At 49.7% G+C, this 17,657-nt stretch carries 16 protein-coding genes; 3 read left to right on the top strand and 13 right to left on the bottom strand.

Features of this window, described 5'->3' with window-relative positions; all coding sequences use genetic code 11:
- Positions 1 to 26: 26 nt before the first annotated feature.
- The 5 genes from pheT to BN3910_RS02930 form a co-directional block, all read right to left on the bottom strand.
- Positions 27 to 2,477 carry a phenylalanine--tRNA ligase subunit beta gene (gene pheT, locus BN3910_RS02910; RefSeq protein WP_066924150.1) on the bottom strand — a complete coding sequence of 817 codons (2,451 nt, stop codon included), beginning with the start codon at positions 2,475 to 2,477 and terminating at the stop codon, positions 27 to 29.
- 10 nt (positions 2,478 to 2,487) lie between these two features.
- Positions 2,488 to 3,528, bottom strand: coding sequence for a phenylalanine--tRNA ligase subunit alpha (locus BN3910_RS02915; protein WP_197457219.1), 1,041 nt, complete (start codon positions 3,526 to 3,528; stop codon positions 2,488 to 2,490).
- A gap of 84 nt (positions 3,529 to 3,612) precedes the next feature.
- Positions 3,613 to 4,410 carry a TrmH family RNA methyltransferase gene (locus tag BN3910_RS02920; RefSeq protein ID WP_066924154.1) on the bottom strand — a complete coding sequence of 266 codons (798 nt, stop codon included), beginning with the start codon at positions 4,408 to 4,410 and terminating at the stop codon, positions 3,613 to 3,615.
- Entirely contained in the window at positions 4,386 to 5,063 is a 678-nt protein-coding gene (locus tag BN3910_RS02925; protein ID WP_066924156.1) for a potassium channel family protein, read from the bottom strand. Before BN3910_RS02925 ends, BN3910_RS02920 begins: the two co-directional genes overlap by 25 nt.
- Positions 5,064 to 5,071: 8 nt before the next feature.
- Positions 5,072 to 6,433 (bottom strand): TrkH family potassium uptake protein, encoded by a 1,362-nt coding sequence (locus BN3910_RS02930; RefSeq protein ID WP_187367681.1) that lies wholly within the window; start codon positions 6,431 to 6,433, stop codon positions 5,072 to 5,074.
- Positions 6,434 to 6,661: 228 nt separating this feature from the next.
- Between BN3910_RS02930 and infC the strand changes: the two genes are divergently transcribed.
- The 3 genes from infC to rplT are packed head-to-tail and all read left to right on the top strand — an operon-like array spanning position 6,662 to position 7,761.
- Positions 6,662 to 7,195 carry a translation initiation factor IF-3 gene (gene infC / locus BN3910_RS02935; RefSeq protein WP_066926149.1) on the top strand — a complete coding sequence of 178 codons (534 nt, stop codon included), beginning with the start codon at positions 6,662 to 6,664 and terminating at the stop codon, positions 7,193 to 7,195.
- A 9-nt stretch (positions 7,196 to 7,204) separates the two neighbouring features.
- Positions 7,205 to 7,402, top strand: coding sequence for a 50S ribosomal protein L35 (rpmI, locus tag BN3910_RS02940; RefSeq protein WP_019189787.1), 198 nt, complete (start codon positions 7,205 to 7,207; stop codon positions 7,400 to 7,402).
- Positions 7,403 to 7,416: 14 nt separating this feature from the next.
- The gene (gene rplT, locus BN3910_RS02945; protein ID WP_066924160.1) at positions 7,417 to 7,761 is read left to right on the top strand and encodes a 50S ribosomal protein L20; all 345 of its coding nucleotides are present in this window, start codon (positions 7,417 to 7,419) and stop codon (positions 7,759 to 7,761) included.
- Between the two features lie 80 nt (positions 7,762 to 7,841).
- On the opposite strand, the gene BN3910_RS02950 is transcribed toward rplT, so the two are convergent.
- The 8 genes from BN3910_RS02950 to hisS form a co-directional block, all read right to left on the bottom strand.
- Positions 7,842 to 8,546, bottom strand: a complete 705-nt coding sequence (locus BN3910_RS02950; RefSeq protein ID WP_066924162.1) for an ABC transporter ATP-binding protein — start codon at positions 8,544 to 8,546, stop codon at positions 7,842 to 7,844.
- 9 nt (positions 8,547 to 8,555) lie between these two features.
- A complete protein-coding gene (locus BN3910_RS08065) occupies positions 8,556 to 11,135 on the bottom strand; it encodes an ABC transporter permease subunit (protein WP_066924164.1) in 2,580 nt (859 codons plus the stop codon).
- A gap of 24 nt (positions 11,136 to 11,159) precedes the next feature.
- The gene (locus BN3910_RS02960) at positions 11,160 to 11,471 is read right to left on the bottom strand and encodes a hypothetical protein (protein WP_066924166.1); all 312 of its coding nucleotides are present in this window, start codon (positions 11,469 to 11,471) and stop codon (positions 11,160 to 11,162) included.
- 82 nt (positions 11,472 to 11,553) lie between these two features.
- Positions 11,554 to 12,426: a metal ABC transporter permease gene (locus BN3910_RS02965; protein WP_066924168.1), complete on the bottom strand. Its 873-nt coding sequence runs from the start codon at positions 12,424 to 12,426 to the stop codon at positions 11,554 to 11,556.
- Entirely contained in the window at positions 12,420 to 13,097 is a 678-nt protein-coding gene (locus BN3910_RS02970) for a metal ABC transporter ATP-binding protein (RefSeq protein WP_066924170.1), read from the bottom strand. The genes BN3910_RS02965 and BN3910_RS02970 overlap by 7 nt, the downstream gene beginning before the upstream one ends.
- Complete coding sequence (locus BN3910_RS02975; RefSeq protein WP_066924172.1) at positions 13,097 to 14,209, bottom strand: metal ABC transporter substrate-binding protein; 1,113 nt, start codon at positions 14,207 to 14,209, stop codon at positions 13,097 to 13,099. The genes BN3910_RS02970 and BN3910_RS02975 overlap by 1 nt, the downstream gene beginning before the upstream one ends.
- Positions 14,210 to 14,391: 182 nt before the next feature.
- Positions 14,392 to 16,299 (bottom strand): threonine--tRNA ligase, encoded by a 1,908-nt coding sequence (gene thrS, locus BN3910_RS02980; protein ID WP_066924174.1) that lies wholly within the window; start codon positions 16,297 to 16,299, stop codon positions 14,392 to 14,394.
- On the bottom strand, positions 16,296 to 17,645 hold the full coding sequence (gene hisS, locus BN3910_RS02985) for a histidine--tRNA ligase (RefSeq protein WP_066924176.1): 1,350 nt from the start codon (positions 17,643 to 17,645) through the stop codon (positions 16,296 to 16,298). Before hisS ends, thrS begins: the two co-directional genes overlap by 4 nt.
- Between the last annotated feature and the right edge of the window lie 12 nt (positions 17,646 to 17,657).

Here is a 17,657-nt window from a genome sequence, read left to right on the forward strand (position 1 = left end):
CTTTTCCCTATTGTCCTATCATCTCATTATTGTGCCCGCAACGTGGCACCCGCATCCGCCAGCGCATCACGGATTTCCTTCATGTGCGCATGTATCTCTTCTGCCGTAAGCGTACCCTCATCGGAGGCTAATTCGACACGCAAAGTGACCGATTTGTGTCCTTCAGGAATCTGCTTTCCGCGGTATTCATCGACAAAGGCGATGGATACGGCACGATCGCCGATGGCTTCTTCCATTTGTTTCCATGTGGTCTCTTCACGAACCAGAAGCGACAGATCCTGGAAAACATGAGGATATTGCGGAAGTGCGGTAAAGGTATTGGTGCGCGAATCAAAAGCCTTCAGTTTCTCCATGTTCACAACAAAGAGGCAGGCATCCTGATATTTGATATCGGCACGAGCCTTGGTACGTGTGGAAAGAAGTCCCATCACGCCGACGGCTTCTCCGCGAACCATGATCGTCAACCAAGCCTCGCGATCCGCCCAGTAAGGGCGCTCTTCACGTGCAAAGGAAAAGGTGTCGGTCTGTACCGCCTGCCCCAGTGCTTCCAGAACCCCTTTTACCGTATAAAACAGTTCCTGCGGATTATTGCCCACCACGGCACCGGCCAATTCACGATGCATTGCCGGCAACACTTCATCCGGCGTGGAGGGACTTTGCGCACCGACGCAATAGACCTGACCCAGCTCAAACAGGCGGAACGCATCATAGAAGCGCACATTCTTCACAATCGCCTCGATGATATTGGGCACATGCGACGTACGCAATGTCGCCTGATTCGGTGCCGGCGGCTGTTCCAGACGAAGCATTTCCTCCGGATTTGCCCCGCAAAGCTCGGCGTATTCCTCTTTTACCCAGGGATACGAAAGAATTTCCTGAAAGCCGAAAGAATGTGCGAGCGTTTCACGGATCCTGCGTTCCAAATCCATCTGCGGCTGATGCAGTGCCCCCGTCAGCGTCACCTGTGGCGGAATGAGCGTAAAGTTTTCATAGCCGATCATGCGTGCGACTTCTTCCAGAATGTCATCCGGAAGAGAGATGTCGCCTGTCGAACGCCACGTTGGAGCGGTCACGATAAGCCCTTGTTCATGTTTGTTTTCCGTGTCGGCACAGGAAACCGTAAAGCCGAGCGGTTCCAACATTTCCGTGATCTCTTCAACGGAAAGCGACCGACCCAGCCGTCGGGAAAGCCATTCGCGACTAACGCGTACTTCGGCTTTTTCTGTCACGCGTTTCTGTTCCTCCGCAAAAGCGACAAGACGCGCTTCCGGGAAAATGTCATGTATGAGTTTCTGCCAAAGGCCGAAGGTGGGATCCATACGTTGGGCATCAATGCCTTTTTCATTGCGAGAAGAAGCCTCCGTGCGAATGCCGAACTTCTGCGCGGTCTTGCGAATGGTTTCCGGCTTAAAATTTGCGATTTCCAATACCGTTTCACGCGTTTGCGCAGAAATGGAATCGTGCTTTCCGCCCATGGCACCCGCCAATCCCAATGCTTTTTGGTGATCGGCAATGACCAGATCTTCCTTGCTCAGGGTCAGCTGTTTACCGTCCAGAAGCTCCAACGCTTCCCCCTCTTCCGCACGACGCGCAAGCAATCCGCCCTCAATATGATCGGCGTCATACGCATGCGTCGGCTGACCATAGACCATCATGACATAATTGGTCATATCGACCAGTGCGTTGATGGGACGAATCTCGCATTTCATCAGTAACACGCGCATCCACAAAGGAGCTTTTCTGCTGTCCACCCCGGTATATTGTGCGGCGAGCATGCGTCCGCAAAGTTCGGGATGTACCAATTTGAGCGGATAGGCCGGCACATCAATATTCTGCACCGCATCCATCGGCTTCAGCTCGGCATGATAGATGGCGGAAAGTTCACGTGCAATGCCGTAATGCCCCCATAAATCGGGACGATTGGTGATGGATTTATTCTCAATCTCCAAAATCTGATCGTTAAGACCAAGAGCTTCCGCAATCGGCATGCCCGGCGTAAGCTCAACTTCCTGATCGATGCCTTCTTCGGTTAAATCCACGATATGATGCGATTCACTCGTGGGGAAAAGCGTCTCCAAGCCGACTTCCGCCGCACCGGCGATCATCCCGTAGGAATCTACGCCGCGCAATTTGGCCTCTTTGATTTGTACCGGTTCGCCTTCTCCATGCCACACGGCGAAGGAGCCGGGAAGCGTAACGATCACGTTATGTCCTTCGACGAGATTGCTTCCGCCACAAACGATCTGTCGTACCCCTTCATCGCCTAAATCGACCTGCACCACGCGCAGACGATCCGCATCCGGATGCGGCGACACGGTCTTGATGTTACCGACGACGATGCGTTCATATCGCTTCGCCAAGTCCGTCGTTCCTTCCACCTCCACGGTGCGCATGGTCAAGTCATAGGCCAGCTGCTCCATGGTGAGATCTTCCGGAAGCGCGACGTATTGTTTTAATAAATTATAGGAAAGTTTCATGTCCTTCTCCTTAATGGAACTGCTTCAGAAAACGCAAATCATTGCTGTGGAATAAGCGCACATCATCCACCGCGTAGCGCATCATCACGAGACGATCCAGGCCGATATTGATGTAGAATCCCGACCAGACGGCGGGATCCAATCCGGCAGCCTTCAACACGTTCGGATGCGGCGATCCGCCGGGCATGACCTCAATCCAGCCCGAATGGTGACACGTCCGGCAACCTTCCCCATGACAAACCTGGCACTCCATATCGATTTCAAAGCCCGGCTCCACGAAAGGAAAAAAGCCGGCGCGCATTCTGGTGCGCACGGGATGGCCGAAGACCTTTTCCAGAATGGTATCAATGAGCAATTTTCCGGACGCAAAGGAAAAGTCCTTCTCCACAATGAGCGCCTCGTATTGCATGAACGCGCGTTCATGACGGGCATCGGTCGTTTCGTTACGAAATACGCTTCCGGGATAAATGAAACGTGCCGGCGCACCGTGTTTGAGCAAATAGCGCACGGAGGCACCGGTTAAATGCGGACGCAAAGCCAGTCTTTCCGCACCGTGCTTCTGTTCCGTTCCGGCAATCCAATAGGTATCCATCGATTCACGCGCCGGATGATTCGGCGGAAAATTCAAATTATCAAAGATATATTTTTCGCTGGATATCTCGTCTTCGCTGAATAATACAAAGCCCATGGACTGGAAGGCATCGTTAAGGTCGTACAACATCTGAATGCTCGGATGCAATCCGCCAAGAGAAGGAATCGTCCCCGGTCTGGTGAGGTCCAGAGGATGGTCCACCACACTCGCTTCATCCATCAACTCCTCTTTGCGCTCGCGGATCGCTTCATGAAACTCCTGTTTAACCTCGTTTGCGCGCTGGCCTACAGCGCGACGTTCTTCCGGTTCCAAGGTGCGCAGGTTCTTCAACAACTCCATCAACGGACTTTTCTTGCCCAGATACGCTACACGTTGTTGCTCCAGTTCTTCTGCAGAAGAAGCCTGCCGAATGCGCTTGAGCGCCTCTTCACGAAGGGCCTCCAGTTTTTCCAACATCATTTCCTCACTTCCTAATTCCGCGCTCTATTGAACGTCTATACACATTACACCGTTGCGGCGTGTCTTTTTTGCTTTTCCTACTCATCACCGTTGTGCCATCGCCATGATCACTGACCCCGAAATGGCCGCATTCAGCGATTCCCCTTCTCCCTGCATGGGAATTGTGACCGGATAATCGAGTTCCGCACGCACTTCCGTAGAGATGCCGTTTCCTTCATTGCCCACCGCTAAGATAAAGTATGCCGGCCAATCGCATCTTTGGACAGGTTCGCCTTGCAACTCCGCTCCATAAAGTGGCAGGTCCAATTGCTTTTTCCACGTCGAAAATGAACCTTCTTTCAGGTTGGTTATGGTCAAACGAAAGGTGGATCCCATGGCGGCACGAAGACACTTTGGACTAAAAACGTCTGCTGAGGCAAGCGTTGCGACATGTGTAAAGCCGAAGGCTTCCGCGCTGCGCAAAAGGGTGCCCACATTTCCCGGATCCTGCAGATGATCCAACAACAGCCAGCGAAAGGCCGCATGGCTCACCGGACGTTCCTCGGGAAGGCGAACCACCGCAATGATGCCGTCGGGATGCTCCATGGTGGAGAGCTTCCGAAAAAGGGAAACGGGCAGCTCAACAATCTCCGCCGGCTGTGTTTCCCCCGCTTTTCGTCGATAGGAGAGCATCGCCTTCCAAGCATCCCTATGCTCCTCAGAAAGCAAGACCGTGAGCACTTCTCCTTCCGCATCAAAGACATCGGCGACGAGCTTTCGACTTTCCACCAGACAACACCGTTCTTTTTTTCGGCCCTTCGGGGAAAGAAGCGATCGCCAGCACTTATAACGTGCATTTTGTGGACTTTCCAGACGATTCAGCTTCGACGTTGTGCAACCCATTGATCCAATCCTTGAAAATCTTCGTTTGAGCCCAGCCCATACAATACATCATTCTGTTGAAAGACGTCCTCCGGACCGGGGTTGATTTGCACTTCACCCTTGCGCTTGATAGCGATAATGCTGATATTCAGCAACTGGCGAATGTTCAACTCATTCAAATTAGAACCGATCCACGTTTCCGGAACCGGAAACTCCTCAATGGAATATTCTTCCGACATGCGCAGATGCTCATAAATGGAGTTCTCCGTCAACAAATGGGCAAGTCGAATGCCTTCTTCACGTTCCGGAAGGATGACCTTCATTACGCCCATGCGGTGCAAAATGCGACCGTGCCGCGAGTCCTTGGCTTTGGCGATCACCATGGGAATATTCTTTTCCCGACAGATGGTGGCCGCCATAATAGAGGATTCAAAATCACCGCTCATAGCGACAATGGCGACGTCCACGTCTTTCAGGCCGATGCCGTCCAAGGCTCCGTCCTGCGTGACATCCGCCTGTACGGCGACGGTCACGTCTTGGGCAAGATCATTGACCACTTCCGCCGACGCATCCACCGCCAGTACCTCCATCCCCTGTTTTGTTAACTCCAGTGCTAAACTTCGGCCGAAGCGTCCGCAGCCGATTACCGCATAGGATTTTTTCTTTGTTTCCATATTTTCTCCTATCCCACCAAAAGGTGTTCTTCCGCCAAACGATTGTTCTGTTGCCGCGCTTTAGGAATCAAGGCATGTAAAAGGGTTAACGGACCCAGTTTTCCATACAGCATCGTAAGCGCGATGATCATCTTACCGGCAACGCTCAGCTGCGGCGTGACATTTTGCGTCAAGCCGACCGTGCCGAAGGCGGAGACGGTTTCAAACAGCAAGTTGGCCAGCGGAATCGCTTGCTCGGTAATACTGAGGAAAAACAGAGCCAGGATGTTCCAAAGCGTTGCCAAGGCAAAGAGCACGAACGCGCTGTGTACGACCTCCTGTGCAATGGTGCGACGAAAGACCGATACATCACGCGACGAGCGCAGTGCACTGACTAAGCCCAAAAGCAAAGCGACCATGGTCGTCGTTTTAAGGCCGCCCGCTGTTCCGGCCGGCGATCCGCCGACAAACATGAGAAACATACTGCTCAGTCCGGCGGCCTGTGTCATTTTTTCCTGGGCAAAGGTATAAAAGCCCGCCGTACGGGTCGTCACCGATTGAAAAAAAGCATTCAGTCCCTTTTCCGGCAGGGAAAGAGCTCCCATCGTTTGCGGGTTATTCGCTTCCATCAGAAAAATCAAAACTGTTCCGGCAACCAATAAGATTGCCGTGGAAGATAAAACGATTTTGGAATGCAGGTGCAGCCGTTCCCCCTTTCGTGCATGCCATAGATCCAGATAAACGGTATAACCGATGCCGGCAAGGATGATGAGTGTAGCGATCGTTAACAGAACCAGCGGATCCTGTTGGTACGGCATGAGGCTCTCCGAACCGATGAGATCAAAACCTGCATTGCAGAAAGCGGAAATCGCATGAAATACGGAAAACCACAGGCCCTTCACCATGCCAAATTGCGGAACAAAGCGTATCGCGAGCAAAATCGCCCCTGCGCCTTCAATGGCAAAGGTGGCAAGAATGATGAATTTAATAAGGCGAACCATGCCGGTTAATTCATTTTGGTTTTTTTCTTCCATGAACAGCTTACGGTCCGCGATGGAAAAATGCTGATTGGTGAGCAGGCCGAATAAGGCCACGAAGGTCATGATGCCCAATCCGCCGATCTGAATGAGCAGAATGAGGACGATTTGACCGAACAGAGTCCAATGCTCAGCCGTAACGACGGGAGAAAGTCCCGTCACACAAACGGCGGAAGTGGCTGTAAACAAGGCGTCCGGTAATGCGGTGATCTGTCCATCCTGCGCCGAAATCGGCAACATCAGCAAAAGCATTCCCAGCACGATGACGCCTAAATAGCCCAATAGAAAGTATAACGGTGTATTCCTTTTCAACTTATCCAGCACCGTCTTTTTCGGTTGTCGTAAATGATCCACAATAGCTCCTTCTTGGTCGCCGACGCTTTTCTTGCCGCCTGCCGACATATGTTTCTTATTATAACGCACTCTTGGTTTCAGCGCTTGACCAATGGAAGATAGTGCGCTATACTACCAACGGATCAAGAAGAGCTCCCACTCTCACCGACCGCCAACGGTTGTTCGGTTATTTCTGAAGACAAATTCCGTAGAATTTGCGTGTTAGAGTGGGCTTTGCCCGCTTTTTTTATGTTCAACAGGAGGTGCACTATTAAGGAACTGGCTATCAACGAGCAAATCCGCGCAAAAGAAGTCCGTTTGATCGACGCCGACGGCGAGCAACTGGGCATCATGTCCATTCAGGATGCCAACGCTAAGGCGGAAGACGAACATTTGGACTTGGTGCTGATTTCGCCGAATGCGAATCCGCCCGTCTGTCGTCTGATGGACTATGGCAAATATCGCTACGACACGCTCAAAAAGCAAAAAGAACAGCGCAAAAACCAGAAGAACAGCGAAACCAGAGAAATTCGCCTGAGTCCGCGCATTGATGATCATGATCTGGAAACCAAGTCAAAGAAGATCTATGAAATCCTGGATGCCGGAGATAAGGTCAAAGTAAGCGTTCGCTTCCGCGGCCGCGAATTGGGTCATACGGAACAGGGACGCGAAGTACTCGAACGTCTGTTCGCTTTGGTGCAGGATGTTGGACAGATGGATCAAAATCCGAGAATGGAAGGCCGCAGCATGGTCATGCTGGTGGAGCCGAAAACAGAAAGTTAAGGAGCGATCATGAAAGCAAAAATGAAAACCCATCGCGGTTCGGCCAAGCGTTTCAAACGCACCGGATCAGGTCAACTGAAACGCTTTTTCTCCGGAAAAAGCCATATGACCGGAAAGTACACCGGCAAGCGCATCCGTCATCTGCGTCAGTCGACCGTCGTCAGCAAAAGTGATATGAAGCGCATCGACAAGATGCTGCCGCGTTAAAGGAGGCACGAACCATGGCACGTGTAAAAGGTGGCGTCAACGCCAAGAAAACACATAAGAAAGTCTTAAAACAGGCGAAGGGCTATTACGGTGCAAAATCCAAGCTCTATCGCGTGTCGAAACAGGCGGTCATCAAATCGCTGCAATATTCCTACATTGGACGTAAACAGCGCAAGCGCCAGTTCCGTCAATTGTGGATTGCCCGCATTAACGCGGCCTGCCGCGAAAACGGCACCAACTATTCAACCTTTATGAATGGTCTGAAAAAACAGAACATCAACATCAACCGCAAGATGCTCTCCGAGATGGCCATCCATCAACCGGAAGACTTCAAGGCGTTGATCAGCCAAGTGAAATAAGTTTTTTCCTTTCCGATGTAATAGGCCTCCCCAATTCGGGGAGGCCTTTTTGATTGGGTATCCGCATTATGTCTATGAGCTCAATGAGCAAGTTTTTCCACTTCTTCCGGAAACACGCTCAAATACCTCTCTTCCGCCGTCTGCGTGACGTCGAAGGCGCTTTCGACAAGGCGTCCGTCTTTAAGAAATAGAATATTGTCCGTAAGCTGGTCAATCTCGCTGAGGGTATGCGAAGAAATGAGAACAACGGAGCCTTCCTCAGCGAGGGCTTTGAGCAAACGTCGAACCAAAATGACCGACGTCGGATCCAGACCATTTAACGGCTCATCCAAAATCAAAAGTTTTGGTTTGTTGAGAAGTGCCATCGCAATAAGCAGATGTTGCTTCATTCCCAAAGAATACGTGCCAATTTTTTTCTTTACATAGCCGGCGATGTTCATTTCCTCAATGACCTCATCCACTCGGCTTTTCGGAAGTTTCTGTGCAAGACGAATGAAATCCAAATGATCGAATCCGGTCAGATAGTCGTAGAGCACACGATTATCCTTCAGAAAAGACACCTCGAAAAAGATCGATGGGTCTGTATTCTTTTTCCCCATCACTTCGATCGTGCCGGCAGTGGGCTTTAACAGATTAGAAATGATATTGAAGAGGGTGGACTTCCCTGCCCCGTTCGGCCCGACAAGCGCCACAATACCGGGTTTATCTAAAAGAAGGTTGACGCCCTTTAATACTTCATGACGCCCGTACTTTTTCGTCACGTTTTCGATTTTTAAAATGGACATAATTCCCTCCTATTTCACTTTCAAACGATTCACGAACCTGTATGACAAGAGTAACCAAAGAAGCGACCAGCCGAAAAGAACAGCCAGGGCGATCGGATAGGAAAACAGATTCGTATGCGCAATAATGGCGATGGATTGATCCGCAACGACATTGGATTTCAAGTAGATAAAGGGATTCAGGTTCTTGAGCGGACCGAAAGCTTTTGTGAACAATAGGCCGATCACCGTGAGTAAGCCAAAGGCGCCCAGAAGCTTTGCTTTATTGTCAATAACAAGCGATAACGCCATCTGCAAAGAAACGATAAACGTAACGCTGCCGATCATCGCGATAAACCAGCGTAGGTAGTAATGCCACATGGGAATGGTTTTCGTTGCCATCTCTTGATAAACCGTTACCGGAAAGTTATAGTCGCCGATGCCGCCCGACACAAGGCCGATGAGCGTGACAAAAAGAAAAGCAATCAGTAAAATGACAATTCCAAGTCCCCATTGTGCAAAAAACTTGATCAACGTATACCGTCTGCGCGAGAGTCCGTTGGTGAAAAGAAAAGCGCATTGCGATCCATGTTCCCGGTCGATGGCGTAACCGACGCCTGCAATCAGGAGCACAAGAGCGTCGACCCAAAGCGTCAATTGATGGCTTCGAATCAATCGAAACGGTAAGTAACTTGCGCTATGGGAGGCATAGCCGGCATTTTCGGAATTCTTTTCGATAAAGGAAGGATCCTTATGTGTCTCTAAGGCAGAAACATGCGGTGCAAAGGAAAACATCGGCGGACAATTCTGTTCCGATGCTTTTTGCAGGAATTCTTGTTTCATCGCTGATGTCAGATCACCGGGGAAATCATTGGCTAAACCGGGCGTATAATCGATGTTGCCCTCCGTCTGTTGCATCCGTGCCGCAAGATTGTAGAATTCTTTACCATCTTTATTTTTGTAGGCATTGATCATTGACTGATAAAGAGCCAGTTGTTCTTTTGCATTGTCAAGCTCTGCCACATAATTGTCGCGATCCCGCTTCACCTCTTCTTTGTCCTCGTCGGACCATTTTGACGAATCCATCGCCGCAATACGGGCATCAAATTCATCTAAAGCTTGTTGCTGACCTTTTATTCCATCTTGAAGCGCCTCAAATTGACTATTGTGTTCCCCCAAATTTTCGAGTTCGGTATTATGATCGATTTTTGACAAAATGAAAAAATTGGAAACGACCAAAATCACAAAAGCCAACAAATAAATGAAGGTGCCTTGCGACAACAGACTTTTCTTTTGTTCAAAAGCAGGCAGAGAAGAAATACGCCACGTATGCCGCGTAAAACGCGAAGTGGTCACCTGCTCTTTAGGAAAGCAACTCAAAAGGAAGAAAAATAGGGCCATAAAAACGTACAGCCCGTACTTATACCATGGAACGGTAAGGACTCTTTTAAGTGTGGTAATACCCGCCGCATCTGTCTCAAGAGCAAAATATCCTAAGAGCACGTTAAAAGACTGTACACCATACATCGGGTTAGCAATGTGTCGCAACCACGTTGTGTTGTTGGTGAATACATAAAGAATAGCAAACGAGGCTAAGCTCACAGCCAATGCCTGTTCACCCGATAAGCGCGTGCTTAAAAACAAAGCAAACAAGGAAACCATAAACGCAGTGACAAAAAAGGCGCCCATGACTTGGAGAATCAGAAGCCATCCGCGGATTATCGTGTACGCCTTTTCGCCGGTGATGAGGCGATATATATCTTGAAAGCCGGTGAAGGGCATACCGCAGAAGGCACTGATTGCTGTAAAGAACAAAAATGCAGCTATCGTGTACAGCAAAACCCCGAAGGCTATCACAACTGCCTTAGCGCTCAGAATATTGCGTCGCGAATAGGCTTGGGTATGCAGGAGTGATAAGGTTCCCTGCTCTCGTTCTCTGGAGTAAAAGGTGGAGAATAATACGAGGAAAAACAAGAGTTGCCAAACCCCGAAAATATGCTCCTGCTGTAATAAGAACGCTTGTACCAAATCATCCCCACCCGAATGCATGGGATAATAGGGATCTTGAAGGCCTTCGGACACGATTTTTTGATTTTTATAGTTTTCCCATCGCCCGATTTCGGCTATTTTTTCGCTCTGTTCCGTTTTCAGCCTTGGGTTTTTTGCTGTCATTTCATCATAAAGTTCTATATAGTGTGTATACTCGTCTAACTTGTACTGTAGCAAACGATGATATCGTTCATAATAAGTAGGATCCGATAACGGAACATTTTTTACTTCCGCTTCTAAGGCATAGGAGATATCCGCATTAGGAGCGTTATAGATGGCCGCTTCATATTTAGTTTTCTCTTCTTCTGTCACCTCATTTTGGTTCATCGCTAAAAACATCGGAAAAGGAACAAATTGATCGGATGCAACGAGGAACTGACGTTGCGACAACGTCTGTTCTTTCTGCAGAAGAATGCCTACAAAGGAAGACAAAAACGCAAAAAAGAGTATGAGGAAAACGATTTTCTTCTCGACGAACTTTTTTACTTCAAAAAACACCATAACCATTCTCCAATCGTTATCGTGATAAATACCAAAGGGTCGAATCGCTTCCTTCTCATTCATCTGTGAAAGAATGAATTCCCTTTGCTATTTGCCGGATATCAACAGCATGCCGCCATAAATTACGCGATATCTTCCCGTATTGGATCTTGGATAAGCCTTCTTTACATGCAAGTATCCTTCATAATTCTGGCCGCCAGGTGATACTTTTACGACCCATATCTTCATCGGATAACTGTTGTAATAAACTCTCTCTTCCTCGACATACCATGTTGGATCCACGGGGCCTCGTAACACTTTATCAGGTGTGTCTGCAAAAATGGTAGATGCCCCAAACACCGTCATCACTAAGACAAGGGTTAACAACGTAAAGGTCTTTTTTATTCGATAAGCTTTCATTGTTACCTCCTCTACAGAAGCGATTCAACCCACTAATAGTATATTTTTATTCGAATTCATAATCAATTAAAAATATAATAAATCAAGCGTTCTCTTTGCAAGAAAACGTTTGATCTTCGTCAAGTGGTTCGTTCTTTACCGTTTCAATCTTTCCATGACCTCGCAGGCGAAGTAATTTTTGTATTAGGAGCGCAATAAGAAATCCGGCGATGCCGAGAAGGACAATGGTTCCGCCCGGTTTCCATCCCAAATAGTAGGATGCGGTCAAGCCACACGTTACCATGACAACGCCACTTAACATGGCGGAAAACACGGCCTGACGATAGCTTTTGGCGAAAAGAAGCGCCGTCGCCACCGGTAAAATCATGAGCGAAGAAACCATTAACGCGCCTATGGTGCGCGCCGCCATCGCAATCGCTATGGCTAAGATAGCCGTAAAAAGGTTGTCCATTCGACGTATGGGTAGACCCGTCAGTCGCGCGCCGTGCGAATCCACACTCACATAAAGCAACGGATAGTACAGCGTAAAAAACAAAACTAACACCACGAAGCTGATCGCGATGCTGATCCACATTTCTTCCGGGCGAATGGTGACAATCGAACCGAACAGATACGTCTCAAATTTCATTGTCGTAGGCACCACATCCGATAATACCGAAGCAAGCCCGACGCCGATGGACATCACCATGGCCGTCGCCAGATCGCCGCTTTTCGGGAAACGATAGCGCACGAGCTCAATCGCGAACGCGCCAAGAATCGTCACCACAATCGACCCTACTAAAGGAGACAACCCCAATAACAGGCCGAAACCGATGCCGGCTAACGACGAATGAGATAAGGCATCGCCTATCGTAGAGGTGCGTCGATTCACGACAATCACGCCCATGAGTGGAATGATAAAGCCGAGCAAAACACCGATGATCATGGCGCGCTGCATGAAGGCATAGTTCAGCATAAAGGCACCTCCTCCAGTCGATGATGCGAAACGCGCGCCAGTCGATTCCAATGGCCCTTGCCGATATCCATCTCATGGGTAACCAGGAGAATCGTAATGCCATGGACATGATTCATGTGATCCAGCGTTTGATAAAGCTGTTCCTTGCTCTCTTGATCCAGCGCTGCTGTCGGTTCATCAAAAAGCAGTACATCCGGCTCCCCCACCAGCGCTTTAGCGATCAGCACCCTCTGTTTTTGTCCTCCCGATAGATCATGATAATTGCGATCGGCGAACGCCAGCATCCCCAGATGACGGAGAGAGGCGGCTACTTTTTTTCGTTCGGAAGCGTTCAAAAAAAAGCGCGGCACGATGGAGCGCGTCAAACCCAGCGAAACCATCTCCTGACAGCTGATCGGAAAGGTCATTCCGCTGGCCGAGTTCATCTGCGGCACGTAAGCGATGCGGTGCATCGCTTTTCTCTGTATGCCTTTTTCGCCAAAAAAGAACAAATCCCCCGCATCGGGAGAAAGCTCTCCTGTCAATAGCCGGAGAAGGGTGCTTTTCCCTTCTCCATTTGCGCCGACAATGCCGACAAAATCGCCAGAATGCACACGAAAGGTAACATCTTCCAGAATTCTCTCCTGCGCATAGCGAAATTGTACGTGTTCCAGTCGATAGACTTCCTGCATTATTTTCCTCCGAATGAATCGACAAGGGCCTCCAGGTTCTTTTGCATGAAGGTGAAGTAATTTTCGCCTTTTGCACGATCTTCTTTTGATTCGGCTTCCAGCGTATAAAGCGGTGCGGTCTTTGCGCCGATTTCAGCGGCTACGGATTCTGCTTCTTTGTCATCACCGTATGCTTCATAGAATACGGTCTTGATGCCTTCCTTCTTTGCCAGATCAACAATTTCTGCAATTTTTTTCGCACTCGGTTGTCCGTCGGCAAGCATGCCTTCAAGGCCGATTTGCTTGAGCCCATACGCATCAAAGAGATAACCGAAAGCCTCGTGCGGAACGATAACGCTACGCCCGCTATACGGTTTAAGCTTTTCCGCATAGTCGCGCTCAAGCGCCTCAAATTTTTCCTGCAGTGCTTTATAATTGGCATCATAGACTTCTTTTCCCTGCGGGTCGGATGCCACTAATGCTTCATAAATATTTTTTGCCTGAATCGCTGCCGCTTTCGGGCTCAGCCAATAGTGCGGGTCAAATTCACCATGATGATGTTCATGTTGCTCTTTGTCATCGTGATCGGCGTCATCATGGTCTTCCTCATGATCATCATGATCTTCCTCGTGATCATGGTCTTCCTCGTGATCATGGTCCTCCTCGTGATCATGGTCCTCTTCCCCTTTACGCAAGGTTACCCCGTCGGAAAGATCCACGCTTTTGACCTTTCCCGTGAGGGATGCCTGCACATCGGGCAACCAGCTTTCCAGCCCGGCTCCGTTGAGCAGAAAAAGATCCGCTTCATTGATTTGCATGAGTAATTTCGGCGTTGGCTCCCAATGGTGCGCATCCGCATCGCCTTCAATGAGATCCACGACCTCCACCCGATCTTGACCGATCAGCTTCGTAAAGTCATAAATGGCATCTGTCGACGCGATCACGCGAAGCGCTACCGCCGTGTTTTCCTTACTGTTCGCCATCGTTTCGGAGACAACCCCCTCACTCGTGGCGTTCATTTCCTTTTCCTCCGTCGGCGTGTTGTTGCAGGCTGAGAGTGCCACCAGCAAGCCTAAAGAGAGTGCCGCAATACGCAAGGTACGATGCTTCTGTTTTTCATGGTTTCTGTTCATATCTTCTCCTTATCCGATAACCGATTGCGATCAACCGGCTGTATTTTGGTTTCACCGCCTTCAAAAAAACAACGGCTCATTTCCAGTATACAAAACGATGCAACCCCCTAAGAGGTTGCATCGTTATTGTATAAGAAATCCCTGTTTTCTCACACTTTAGAAAATCTGTGGCGTAACCTTTGTTAAGCACGCGTCTTAATCTGCTCCGTAATCCAGTTCTTGAAGTCTTCCCAAGAGTAACTCTTGGCTTCTTTTTCGCCATGGATGCGGACGCTGACGGTATGCTCGGACATTTCGTTGTCGCCAACCACGATTTGCAAGAAGGATTTTTTAATCTGGGCATCACGGATCTTTTTGCCCAGTGTTTCTTCGCGCAGATCCACATCGACGTGGACACCGAGATCTTCGAGTTCCTTTGCCATCTGTTTTGCAAATTCACCATGCGCCGCATTGTTCACCGGTATGAGTTCGACCTGTACCGGGGCCAACCACAGGGGGAAGTTGCCCGCAAACTGTTCGATAAGATAACCGATGAAGCGCTCAATGGATCCGTAAATCACGCGGTGAATCAGAACCGGCTGGTGCTTTTCACCGTCCTTACCAATGTATTCCGCGCCGAATCGCTGCGGCAGCTGGAAGTCCAGCTGAATGGTCGCGCATTGCCGGGTACGACCCAGCACGTCTTCAATCTGAAAGTCAATCTTCGGGCCATAGAAGGCGCCGTCGCCTTCGTTGATTTCATAGGGTTTGCCCAAGGAATCCAAGGCATTCTTAAGACCGGCAGTAGCTACTTCCCAATCCTCATCCGAGCCCATGGAATCCTCCGGGCGCGTCGAGATTTCCATCGAATACGTAAAGCCAAATTTCGAATAGACACGGTCGATCAATGCCACAATTTTACGAATCTCGTCCTCGATCATTTCCGGCGTTAAGAAAATATGCGCATCGTCTTGCGTAAAGTTGCGCACACGGAAAAGGCCGTGAAGCGCACCGGAAAGCTCATGGCGATGGACATTGCCCAGTTCCGCCAAACGCAGCGGCAGATCACGATAGGAATGCGGCTTCGAATTGTATACGAGCATAGCGCCCGGGCAGTTCATCGGTTTAATCGCATAATCTTCCCCATCGATCTTCGTGGTATACATATTTTCACGATAGTGATCCCAGTGACCCGAGGTTTCCCACAGCTGGCGATTCAAAATCGTCGGTGTAGAGATTTCCAGATACCCTGCCTCTTTGTGCAATTCACGCCAGTAATCCAGCAAGGCATTCTTCAGGCGCATGCCGTTAGGCAGGAAGAACGGGAAACCGGGACCTTCTTCCATGAAGGCAAAGAGCTCCATGTCTTTACCGATCTTACGGTGATCACGTTTTTTAGCCTCTTCAATGCGTGCCAGATAGTCATCCAGCATGGATTGCTTTGGAAAACTGGTACCGTAAATGCGGGTGAGCATCTTATTATGCTCATCGCCACGCCAATACGCGCCAGCAAGGCTGGTCAGCTTAATCGCCTTAATGCCGTGGAAATTCATCAGATGCGGGCCGGCACACAGGTCTACCCAATCGCCCTGCTGATAAAAGCTGATGACCGCATCCTCGGGCAGATCTTCGATCAGCTCCACTTTGTACGGTTCCTGTTTTTCCTTGAAGAAAGCAATAGCGTCTTCACGCGATTTCGTAAAGCGCGTGATGTCCGGATTTTCCTTCACGATTTTTTTCATTTCCGCTTCGATTTTCGGCAGATCTTCATCGGTAAGCACTGTATCGCCAAAATCGATATCGTAGTAGAATCCTTCTTTAATAGCGGGTCCGATGGCTAAATGTGCCTCGGGGTAAAGGCGCTGCACGGCTTGTGCCATCAAATGCGAAGTGGAATGACGGAAGGCCAGACGGCCATATTCGTCATCAAAGGTGCAAATGGCTATTTTATCGCCGTCGTGCAAAACGGTGCGCAGATCCGCACCCTCTCCGTTAATCTCTGCTGCCAGTGCATTGCGGGCCAAGCCCTGGCTGATGGCCTTGGCGGCATCTAATGCGTTTGCACCCTCCTGTAATTCCAGGGCGCTGCCGTCCTTCGTGTAAACTTTCATTCGTTCCCCCTTCCACTCGCATCGCGCATGATACCAATTGCTTCCGCAAGCATCATTGTTGATTGTTCACCGCTTTGCATATCCTTAAGGCTGACGACACCGGCTTCCCGCTCGCTCTCTCCAATGATCAGAACGTAGCGTACGCCGATAGCATCCGCATAGGAAAATTTCTTTTTCATTCTTCCCGATTCGGTATACAGCTGCACCCGAATATTGGCATCGCGCAGCGCATGCACGCATTCCAGCGAGAAGTCCAATTCGGCATCGCTCATCGGCAAGACCATCGCCTGAATGTACTCCCCTTTTTTCGGCTGGATAAGATTCGCCTCACGCAGCTGATAAAAGAGTCGTGTCACACCGATGGAGATACCGACGCCCGGCATTTTGAGCTTGGTAAAGTTGGACGCCAGGTCATCGTATCGGCCGCCGGAAGCGACGGAACCGATGGATTCATACCCTTCAATGAAGGTCTCATACACCACGCCGGTATAGTAATCCAAGCCGCGCGTGATGGACAGATCAAGAACAATCGCTTCTTTCGGCATGCCGAAGCCTTGCATTCCCTTCATGATGAGCTGAAGATCCGCCCAACCCTGTTTGAACTGTTCGGCGCCCGGTGCATCCGGGGCAAGCGTCTGATTGTAGGCTTCGAGACGTTCTTCCGCCGGACGATCGTCGGTTAAGCCGATAAAGCGGAAAATCTCTTCCTGTTGCTGTTTGTTGACTCCGCTCATCTCCAGCAGATCACCCACGGCATCCGGACCGATTTTTGCCAGCTTATCGATGGCGTGCAACACTTCCATGGCATCGCGAATGCCGATGGACGTAAAGAATCCGTTGAGCATGCCGCGGTGATTGATGTGGATGTGTACGCCCGGAATCTCCAAGGCGCGAAAAACTTCGTAGATAACCGCCGGGCACTCGGCGTCATTGATCACCGAGAGCTCATCAAGCCCGATGACGTCCACGTCGGCCTGATAAAACTCACGATAGCGTCCCTTCTGGTTGCGCTCCCCGCGATAGACTTTGCCGATGTGATAGCGGCGGAACGGGAAGGACAACTCCGAGGAATGCTGCGCCACGTAGCGCGCCAGCGGAACGGTCAAATCAAAGCGCAACGACTGATCAACCGAATTTTCTCCCTTTTCGATATGATAGATCTGTTTGGTTGTCTCGCCACCACCCTTGGCAAAAAGAATTTCATTCTTTTCGATTGCCGGGGTGTCCAAAGGCCAATATCCGTAATGCTGATATGTTTTTTCAATCGCCTGTTTAACATGCTCAAACAATACCTGTTCTTCGGGCAAAAGCTCCATAAATCCCGCCATAATACTCGGTTGAATCATTTTGGTCCCTCC

The sequence above is a fragment of the Murdochiella massiliensis genome (assembly GCF_900059565.1).
In the GTDB taxonomy this organism is placed as follows: domain Bacteria; phylum Bacillota; class Clostridia; order Tissierellales; family Peptoniphilaceae; genus Murdochiella; species Murdochiella massiliensis.